Origin of the sequence: Burkholderia cepacia (assembly GCF_001039005.1) — a bacterium.
Lineage (GTDB): Bacteria > Pseudomonadota > Gammaproteobacteria > Burkholderiales > Burkholderiaceae > Burkholderia > Burkholderia theae.
This window is the reverse complement of record NZ_LDWR01000099.1, coordinates 1-9,939: the sequence shown is the minus strand read 5'-3', so window position 1 is coordinate 9,939 and position 9,939 is coordinate 1. Positions and strand designations below refer to the sequence as shown.

Genomic DNA, 9,939 nt, shown 5'->3' with positions numbered 1-9,939 from the left:
CCGGCGTGGCCGGCGTGCCGCCAATCTGGCCGCCCGCGATCTGCACGTTCTGCGCGGTGATCGCCGACGACACGTCGACCGGCGTCAGGCCGTAGTTCGTCAGGCGGTTCGGGTCGAGCCAGATCCGCATCGCGTACTGCGAGCCGAACAGCGTGACGGTACCTACGCCGTTCAACCGGCTGATCGGATCCCTCACGTGCGATGCCACGTAATTCGCGAGATCGTCTCTCGACATGCTGCCGTCTTCGGAGTTGAAGGCGAGCACCAGCAGGAAGCTGCTGCTCGACTTCGTCACCGACAGACCGAGCTGCTGCACGACCTGCGGCAGGATCGGCGTCGCGAGCGACAGCTTGTTCTGCACCTGGACCTGGGCAATGTCGGGGTTCGTTCCAGGTGCAAAGGTCAGTGTGATCGTCGCGTTACCCGAGTCGTCACTCGTCGACGACATGTACAGGAAGTTGTCGAGACCGCTCATCTGCTGCTCGATCACCTGCGTCACCGTGTCTTCCACCGTCTTCGCGGAAGCGCCCGGATAGTTCGCGGTGACCTGGATCGATGGCGGTGCGATCGGCGGATACTGCGCAATCGGTAGCGTGAAGATCGCCGCAACCCCGGCCAGCATCAGGATGATGGCGATCACCCACGCGAAGATCGGGCGATCGATAAAAAACTTTGCCATGAAACAGGCTCCCTGTTATTGCGCGCTCGAAGCAGCGGCAGCACTCGCCGACGCGGCGCCCGATGCGGCATCGGCCGCCGGTGCGAGCTGCGCCGGCACCGACTTCACGGTCACGCCCGGATGCACCTTGTCGGCACCCTGCACGATCACGTGATCGCCCGCCTCCAGACCACCTTCGACGATCCAGTCCTGACCGTCCGTACCGATCGTCGTCAACGGACGAGACTCGACCTTGTTGGCCGCGTTCACGATCAATGCGATCGCCTGGCCCTTCTGGTCGTGCGTGACGCCGATCTGCGGTACCAGGAACGCGTTCTCGTTCACGCCTTCCTCGATCCGTGCGCGCACGAACATCCCCGGCAGCAACACCTTGCCCGGATTCGGGAAGAGCGCGCGGACCGTCACCGAGCCGGTGGTCTGGTCAACCGTCACGTCCGAGAACTGCAGCTTGCCCGGCTCCGAATAAGTCTTGCCGTCCTCCAGGATCAGCGACACCTTCGCGGCCCCCGGGCCGGTCGTCTTCAGACGCCCGCTCTGCACGTCCTGACGCAGCTTCAGCCCTTCGAGGCTCGACTGCGTGAGGTCGACGTACACGGGGTCGAGCTGCTGCACCGTCGACATCAGCGTCGCCTGGCTCGCCTGCACGTAGGCGCCCGGCGTCACCTGCGAGATGCCGACGCGGCCGGTGATCGGCGAGACCACATCGGTGTAGCCGAGGTTGATCTGCCCGGTGTCGACCGCTGCCTTGCCAGCCGCGACGTCCGCCGCGGCCTGACCTTGCGCGGCCACCGAGTTGTCGTAGTCCTGCTTGCTGACCGCGTTCGCGGCCACCAGCACCTTGTAGCGTGCGACCAGCGCGTTCTGCGTCACGAGGTTTGCCTGCGCCCTCGCCAGCGTCGCCTTCGCGCTGTTCAACGCGGCGACGTACGGCGCCGGATCGATCTTGTAGAGACGCTGGCCGGCCGTGACGTCCGCGCCTTCGGTAAATTCACGACGCAGCACGATACCGTCGACGCGTGCGCGCACCTGCGCGACGAGGAACGCGCTGGTGCGGCCCGGCAGTTCGGTCACCGCCGGCACGGCTTGCGGCTGCACGGTAACGACGCCGACTTCCGGCGTTTGCGGCGGCGGCGCCGATTCTGTTTTCCCGCACGCGGCCAGGAAAACGGCAGCCGTTGCGGCAGTGATTAAGCGGTATGGAACCCGTTCGACGCGCATGGAGCGACCTCTGTGTGTAACCAATGGAATAAGTGCAGCACCCGACGGGAGCGCAACACGGATCTGCCTCGTGGTGCAGATCGAAAACCTGAATTGCCAAACTGCAAATGCGATAACCCCATGACCGCTGCCGCCAACATCACAAAGCCCTACCAGAGACCACGCCATGTGTTCAAGCATGAGTTGGTTGCCATAGGACAAATTCGACCGTACCATCTCACCACACATACATCCAAGGATGTATATATATTTGATGTAGGCATCCTAATTTATTAGTCAATAGCAGGCCAACAAACTTTTGTTTCGAATCCGTACCATTTGAACAGGCGACCCGCTATGGTCCGACGTACTAAAGAAGACGTGCTCATTACCCGGAACAAGCTCCTTGATGCTGCTGAACTTGTCTTTTTTGAAAAAGGTGTTTCGCACACTACTCTCGAGGATATCGCTCAACGTGCGGGACTCACGCGTGGGGCTATCTACTGGCACTTTAAGCATAAAAGCAACTTGTTCGACGCAATGCTGGAGCGCGTCCAGCTACCAATTGACGAACTCAAAAAAATGTCGGATCGATCGAAGATCAATCCAATCCTGAGACTGCGAAAAATTCTGGTCGGATGCTTGCTTGGTGTCACGCGCGATCCTCAACTGAATAGAGTTTTCAGCATCCTGTTTCTTAAATGCGAATACATGGGAGAAACTGACCCCATGTTCTTGCGTGCCAAAATTTCCACATCGGAGATATTGGAACAATTACAGCAGATACTAATTTCAGCCATCGAAAAAAAGCAATTACCAGAAAGGCTTGACACATGGCGGTCAGCACTTATGCTTCACACTTTTGTCTGCGGCTTCGTTCGAGACATGCTAATACTTCCGGACACAATTGATGCAGAGAAACATGCAAGAAAACTGATTGATGGATGCATAGACATGCTGAGATACAGCCGAGCGATGCGAAAAAGTAGATCAATCTGACCAACGAATTCGCGACCTTGCACACCCGCCCAACTCGGCGCACCTATTATTCAATCACAAGACTTATTCGCTTCGGGTCGATGCACACTGGCCTGACCAATCTAGAGCTGCTCCGAGAAGAAAACTCCTAGTTCGCCGATATGATTCCGATATCGATCAATCCCATCGAAGACACTCGTCCGTAATGCGATGGATTCGCTCGGCGGCCCAGTTCCGGCCGAGAGGATCGCAGTGGTACCAATGCTCAGCTTTCTGGTGCCAGTTATGAAAAGCACCTCGTCGACCTCGATTATCTGCTCGACCATGCTGATCAGGATCAACACGTCGATGACCTACTCCGCGTTCCGCGCCTGTTCCGGCTATGGCATAGATCGCACTGATCTGCGCTACATTGTGTTATTGGATCGCCTGCGTCGACTTTCTCAACTTCGCGACCTCATCTGCGCTCACCGCTGGCGATCGGTTATTCCAGCCTGCACGAACGAACGTCAGCACGTCGGCTATCTGCCTGTCATTGAGCACCGGCGCGTACTCCGGCATCGGATACGGCGACGGAATGCCATCAATCACAAGGTCGCTCGCACCGTTCAACGTCACATTGATGAGTGATGACGCATCGCGCTCCATGACATTCGGATTGCCCGCCAACGGTGCCAGCATCGGCGCGAAACCCCGGCCATCCGCTCCGTGACAATGCATGCAGTACTCGGCGTAGATCCGCGCGCCGGCATCGCTTGCCGGACGCGTCAGCAACGCCCTCGTTGCCTGTCCATCATATGAATATCGCAGTGCACCTGCACTGCCCACGGCAGGCAGCGACTTCAGGTAGGTTGTCATCGCGGCAATATCGATATCGGTCATGGCCTGCGTGCTGTTGTTGATCACGCCGGTCATCGAGCCGAATGCGGATGCGTGCGAATTCGCACCGGTCTTCAGGAATGCCACAAGATCCACCTCAGACCAGCGCCCCAGTCCGACGTTATGCTCACCGGTCAGGTTGGACGCGAACCAGCCGTCCAGCGCAGCACCCGTCAGATATGCGACGCCGCTTTCATCCAGCGCCTTCTCCTGGAACGCAAAGCCTCGCGGCGTATGACATGAACCGCAATGGCCCAAGCCCTGAACCAGGTACGCCCCACGATTCCATGCTACGTCCTTGGTGGGCTTGTCCTGATAGGCGCCTTTGTCGAGGAACACCATGTTCCACAGCTTCAATGGCCAGCGCATATTGAGCGGCCACGGAATGTTCGACTCGCGATTGACCTGCTGCACCGGTGCCACACCTTTCATGAAGAACGCGTAGAGCGCCTTCACATCGTCGTCGTTGACCTTCGCATATGAGGGATACGGCATCGCCGGATACAGGTTGTGCCCGTCACGGGCTACCCCCTCGCGCAACGCGCGGGCAAAATCTTCCTCGGTGTAACGTCCGATACCGGTGCCCGGATCGGGCGTAATGTTGGTGGCGTATATCTCGCCCATGGGCGTCGTCATCCGCAGGCCGCCCGCAAACGGCTTGCCGTGAGGCGCCGAATGGCAGGCCACGCAATCGCCCAGCTTCGCCAGATAAGCGCCGCGCTGCACCAGTGCATCATCCGCAGCGCGCGCACTCGACTGCAGCGCCAACAGCAACGCCAGGCTCAGCGTAACAATCCTCATTGCGCCGATAAGCTTCAATGTCTTGGCCATAACCGATTCTCGCTCAGGCGCTTCGCAGTTGATCGCCGACCGGCAAGCGCCGCAGCCGCTTGCCCGTGGCCGCGTAGATGGCGTTCACCACAGCAGGCGCCAAGGCTGCCGTGCCAGGCTCGCCGATCCCGCCGGGCGCCTCGGTGCTCTTCACGATATGCACTTCGATATTGGGCGTCTGGTCGATGCGCAGCATGCGGTAATCGGTGAAGTTGCTTTGCTCGACGCGACCGTCCCTGATCGTGATCTCGCTATACAACGCCGCCGTGACGCCGAAGATGATGCCGCCCTGCACCTGCGCTTCAATGGTGTCCGGATTGACGACCATGCCGCAATCGACCGCGCATACCACGCGGTTCACTGTTACTTCTCCGTGATCGACTCTCACGTCTGCGACCATCGCAAAGAAACTCCCGAACGCATGCATGACCGACACACCGCGTCCTCGCCCTTGCGGGAGGCCGGTGCTGCCCCAGCCGGCCGCGCGGGCAGCTGTATCGAGGACGTTCAGAACACGCGGCGACTTGCCGAGCAGATCGCGCCGATATTTCACAGGATCCACCTTGGCCTGTGCCGCCAGTTCGTCGATGAAGCATTCCACCACGAAGGTGCCGCGGGTAGCCCCGACGCCGCGCCAGAACGCGGTCGGCACCGCGCGTGGTTCTTGACGCACGTAGTCGACAACCTGGTTCGGCAAGTCATATGGCAGGTTGGCTGAGACTTCTACTGCATCGGGATCGAGACCATGCTGGAATGCCGGCGGCGCATAGCGTGCCATGATCGACGAGCCGACGATCCGGTGTTGCCATGCAATCGGCTTGCCGTTCGCGTCGAGTCCCGCTGAAATCTTGTCGTAGTAATACGGCCGGTACAAGTCGTGCTGAATGTCTTCCTCGCGCGTCCAGACCACTTTGACCGGCGTGCCCACCTGCTTGCCGATCTTCAGCGCCTGGATCGCCATATCGACTTCGAGACGGCGCCCGAAGCCGCCACCAAGCAGATGGTTGTGCACCGTGATTTTCCCGGCCGGCAGACCGGTGATTTGCACCGCCACATCGACGATCCGCGTCGGCACCTGCGTGCCCAACCATATATCGCAGCCGTCGGCACGCACGTGTACCGTACAGTTGACCGGCTCCATCGTGGCGTGAGCCAGGAACGGCTGCTGATATACCGCGTCGACGCGTGCCCTCGCCCCCGAGAAACCCTTTTCCACGTCGCCATCTTTGCGCGCTACGGCGCCCGCTCCATCGTTCGCCGCGCCAGCAAGGTCGTCGACGATCTGCGTCATCGAGAGCGTCGCGCCAGCCCCCTCGTTCCACTGGATATCCAGCGCGGCAAGCCCGCGTTTGGCCGCCCATGTGTGATCACCGATTACGGCCACGGCATTGTCCACCTTGACGACCTGACGTACGCCGGCAATCTTCTTCGCGTTGCCGTCGTCGACACTGGCGAGCGTGCCGCCGAACACCGGACACGTCGCAATCGCCGCGTAGACCATATCCGGCACCCGTACGTCGAGGCCGAACAGCGCAGTGCCATCCACCTTCTCCGGCGAGTCGAGACGCTTGACCGCCGTGCCGATGATCCGGAAGTCCTTTGGATCTTTAAGCGGTACATTCTGCGGCACCGGCAGCTTTGCCGCGGCATTGACCAGTTGACCGTAACCGATGCTGCGCCGGCTGGCGGCATGAATCACATGTCCAGCATGGGCATGACAGCTGGTCGGATCGACGTGCCATTGCTGCGCCGCTGCATTGATGAGCAACATCCGGGCAGTCGCGCCAGCCTTGCGCATCGGATCCCATGCATATCGAATCGATGTCGAGCCACCGGTTGCCTGAGCACCGAGCAGCGGGTCCATGAAGCGCGTCGCATCAGGCGGTGCATGATCGAGCGTGACGCTCTCGAGCGATACCTCCAGCTCTTCGGCGATCAGCATCGGAATCGACGTATAGACGCCCTGGCCCATTTCGACCTTCGGGATCACCAGCGTGACACTGCCCGCAGTGTCGATCTGGATGAACGCATTCGGTGCAAACACACCAGCCGGTGCCGGTTCACTTGCGTCCCCGCCGATCATCGATTTACCTGCCTGGCCCTGTCCCTGGCTTAACGCTGACACGCTGAAACCGAGCAGCAGGCCACCACCCGCCGCCACGCCCACCGTCGCACCGAACTTCAGAAAGGCGCGGCGCGAAAAATGCGGGCCATTCGCGTCCGGCACAGCCCCGGCAGCAGCCTGGGCATCAGGGGCGCCGTTCGCGGCGTCTTGCGCATCAAGCAGTCCTTGCGACATGTCATACCTCCTTTGCGGCTTGTTTGATTGCCGCGCGGATGCGGTTGTAGGTACCGCAGCGACAGATGTTGCCGGCCATGGCCGCGTCGATGTCCGCGTCAGTGGGATTGGGGTTTTGCGCAAGCAGCGAGGCAGCCGACATCACCTGTCCCGACTGACAGTAGCCGCACTGCACCACGTCGATCTGACGCCAGGCCTGCTGCACCTTCTTGCCCGCAGGCGTTTCGCCGACCGCTTCGATCGTGGTGATTTTCTTGTCGCCGACCGCCGCCACCGGCAACACGCACGAGCGCACCGCCGCACCGTCCAGATGCACGGTGCAGGCACCACACTGGGCGATCCCGCAGCCGAACTTCGTACCGGTCAGGCCGACCAGATCGCGCAAGACCCACAGCAAAGGCATGTCGGGCGGGGCCGCCACGATATGCGTCTTTCCATTGATGTTGAGCGTTGTCATAGGAGACTCCGATTGCAGATTATTGTTTGGACGGCTGGCACGACGGCATCAGACCATGCATGCTGCTGCACTGGCTCGATTCCGGGTATGAACGAGTCTGTCGATCCCGATCGGCCTTCAAGCCGCCTTGGTGCGGGAGTTCGAACCCCGGCATCAGATCGACTGGAGCGCATAGCTCTGCTTGCCCTCGGCACGAAGTTGACGTCCGATGCGGCGAATCTCGGCCTCTCCCCGCTGAAGCGCCTCGGCACTGGTGTGCACGGAGTAGTGGCCGAGCACGAGTTCGTAAGGGTGCTGAGTGGCGGAACCCAGCACGAAGCGCGTGTCGCCCTCGGCGACCAGTTCGATGGCCGTCTCGGCGCGCTCGAAGATCGCGACCTCTCCGCGCGTGATGCGGGATGACGCACGCAGTGCGCCATCCATCACGGAAACCCACGCGACGTCGTGCCCCGGCGGGGGGAGGAACATCCAGCGCTCGCCGTCCTTCAGCGTGACCACGAGGTAGGTCATCGGCGGCGCATCGATGGGGCTCGTCATGCCATCGTACGTGCCAAGGATCACGCGCACGGGGCCAGCGCTCGGGACCTGCTCCGGCATCACATATTGGCTCCTGTTCGGTGCGTTCTCGAGATCTGGCGGGAGCGCTACCCAGAGCTGGAAGCCCCTAAGGGGTGCTGCGTCAAAGGTACCCGTGTGCCAAACACCGCCGCCCGCCTGCATCCACTCCACACCGCCCGCGGGCAGCACCCCAGCGTTGCCCGTCGTCTCCGCGTATTGGACCGCGCCGTCAAGGACGACCGTTACCGTGGCGATGCCAGAGTGTGGGTGCCAGCCGAATTCAAGCGGCCGGGCGTGACTACCGTTGGACTCGAAGAGATCGAGGAACACGAACGGCTTGATCAACCTACCCAGGTCAGAGGGACTCACAAGCCGCGTAATCGACCCGTTACCCATCCCGCGCGCACGGTGAACGATATCGCGTGAACGCTGCTCATGCCTGAGGTGGGACTGGGTGTTTTCGCGTCCCGTCGTGCTTGTCGTCATGGCATTCATCCTTGCTTTCAAGTCCTCTTTCACCTTTCCGCCAGTGCAAAAGTGAGCGAATAGTTACCTAAATGGAGTTCGTCACCGCAGCCAAGCTGGTCGCGCGTCGCAGTTCGTTCTTCGTGCCATGGGCTGAAGATGTCGTCATGCCGACCCAAAACCGAGCAGCTTGGCGAGCTTCCGTCCTGGCGGGGTGATCGATTTGACTGGAAGCTCCAACACGTTTGCGCGGTCGGTGCGACCATCGAAACGGCCTGCTGCATGAGCAACAGCGCTGCGTCGCTCCGCCGCGTTCATGAATGAGTCCGCCACCATGGCCCCTGTACCCGATGCAGAGCGTCCGAGCCCAGACCTCCCTTCTCATCCGGATGGCAGAGCAAACCAGAACCCCATTCGTGGAGCGCTGCTGACCAACCCGCCCGCCACGCAATACCCGGTTTGGGTCTCGCATACCATCCCGTTCGATGACGATATCGAATCGGAATCCTAATTTCATGTCACACGGATCAAGCAGGCATGTTGACTTTGGCCCACTCCGCAAAGCCGGTGAGCGGCCCTTGGACCAGCGCATCTGCACGCGCCCTCTTGGCGTCCGCGTCAGGGCCGAAGTAGCTGTAGTCTTCGAAATAACCCATCATCGCGCAGACTTCGTCCGCGCCGGGATAGAACATCTCGTAGGCCTTTCCCGGCACTTGGTTCAGCACCACGTTGTGGCCCTGTGCGTTCAGAATATTTGCGAACTCCTGCCAGCTGTAAGCGTCGGCGCACAACGACAGAATTTGACCCTGGCCGGCTATCTCCGGATGGTCAAAGACCTGCTTGACCAATTTCCCCAGTTCCTGGATGTCGCCGGCATGGACGCCCTTGCTGGTGATATCCATCGGAACCGCCCACGCCTTTTGGTTCCCGTTCCCGGTGGGTTGCGGCGCCATCTGACCAAGGAAATTCTGAAAGAAGAACGGCGCTTCGACGAAGCTGAAATTGGGAAAGCCCGCGTCTGCGATCACTGCGTTGGCCCGAGCTTTGTTGGTGAAGTGCGAAACCTCGTACCTGCCGCCTGAAATTTCGTGAGCGTTGGGTAGTGTCGACCAGACGATGTGAGAAATACCGGCGGATTTCGCGGCGTCGACCACATTCTTTACCTGATCGTATTCGCTTGTCCCTGTTGCGGGATCCCAGAAATTGGTGACCAGGAACACACCATAGGCTCCGCTGAGCGCCGGTGCCAATGTGTCCACTACGTTCAGATCTGCGGCAACCACCTCGACTCCTCGGGCGGCGAGCCCTTTGGCCTGGTCCGAGCCGGCATCTCGACTGATCGCCCGGACGGTATAGCCACCTTGGTCGAGCAGCGCGTTCACCACGCCTTGCCCCTGTCGACCCGTTGCGCCGAACACGACAATGGTTTTGTTTGACATGGTTATTCTCCTGCGTTTTCTACAGATTGCGACTGATACCAAGGAGCCAAGGAGCATCGCTCAGGGAGCGACATCCTCTGCGTTCGTCTTGCAGCCAATCGCAGCGGATGCGAAGCGCTCACGTAGCGCGATCGAAGTGAAACGGCCTCACTTCACA

The 9,939-nt window shown here is 60.5% G+C and carries 9 protein-coding genes; 1 reads left to right on the top strand and 8 read right to left on the bottom strand.

All coding sequences use genetic code 11. The annotated features are described in order from the left end of the window. Both VL15_RS37545 and VL15_RS37540 read right to left on the bottom strand, forming a co-directional pair. On the bottom strand, nucleotides 1-679 hold a 679-nt coding region (locus VL15_RS37545; protein ID WP_048251965.1), incomplete at its 3' end, for an efflux RND transporter permease subunit. Between the two features lie 15 nt (nucleotides 680-694). Further along, complete coding sequence (locus VL15_RS37540; protein ID WP_048251964.1) at nucleotides 695-1,897, bottom strand: efflux RND transporter periplasmic adaptor subunit; 1,203 nt, start codon at nucleotides 1,895-1,897, stop codon at nucleotides 695-697. Between the two features lie 336 nt (nucleotides 1,898-2,233). Between VL15_RS37540 and VL15_RS41345 the strand changes: the two genes are divergently transcribed. Beyond that, a complete protein-coding gene (locus VL15_RS41345) occupies nucleotides 2,234-2,875 on the top strand; it encodes a TetR family transcriptional regulator (protein ID WP_080971088.1) in 642 nt (213 codons plus the stop codon). Between the two features lie 101 nt (nucleotides 2,876-2,976). On the opposite strand, the gene VL15_RS37535 is transcribed toward VL15_RS41345, so the two are convergent. The 6 genes from VL15_RS37535 to VL15_RS37510 all read right to left on the bottom strand — a co-directional run bounded on the left by VL15_RS37535 (nucleotide 2,977) and on the right by VL15_RS37510 (nucleotide 9,782). Beyond that, nucleotides 2,977-3,198, bottom strand: a complete 222-nt coding sequence (locus VL15_RS37535; protein WP_048251963.1) for a hypothetical protein — start codon at nucleotides 3,196-3,198, stop codon at nucleotides 2,977-2,979. A 73-nt stretch (nucleotides 3,199-3,271) separates the two neighbouring features. After that, the gene (locus tag VL15_RS37530; RefSeq protein ID WP_048251962.1) at nucleotides 3,272-4,564 is read right to left on the bottom strand and encodes a c-type cytochrome; all 1,293 of its coding nucleotides are present in this window, start codon (nucleotides 4,562-4,564) and stop codon (nucleotides 3,272-3,274) included. A 13-nt stretch (nucleotides 4,565-4,577) separates the two neighbouring features. After that, nucleotides 4,578-6,863: a xanthine dehydrogenase family protein molybdopterin-binding subunit gene (locus tag VL15_RS37525; RefSeq protein WP_048251961.1), complete on the bottom strand. Its 2,286-nt coding sequence runs from the start codon at nucleotides 6,861-6,863 to the stop codon at nucleotides 4,578-4,580. A 1-nt stretch (nucleotide 6,864) separates the two neighbouring features. Continuing rightward, the gene (locus VL15_RS37520; protein WP_048251960.1) at nucleotides 6,865-7,320 is read right to left on the bottom strand and encodes a (2Fe-2S)-binding protein; all 456 of its coding nucleotides are present in this window, start codon (nucleotides 7,318-7,320) and stop codon (nucleotides 6,865-6,867) included. A 153-nt stretch (nucleotides 7,321-7,473) separates the two neighbouring features. Further along, entirely contained in the window at nucleotides 7,474-8,364 is an 891-nt protein-coding gene (locus VL15_RS37515) for a pirin family protein (RefSeq protein WP_048251959.1), read from the bottom strand. 506 nt (nucleotides 8,365-8,870) lie between these two features. Further along, on the bottom strand, nucleotides 8,871-9,782 hold the full coding sequence (locus tag VL15_RS37510; protein ID WP_048251958.1) for an NmrA/HSCARG family protein: 912 nt from the start codon (nucleotides 9,780-9,782) through the stop codon (nucleotides 8,871-8,873). Between the last annotated feature and the right edge of the window lie 157 nt (nucleotides 9,783-9,939).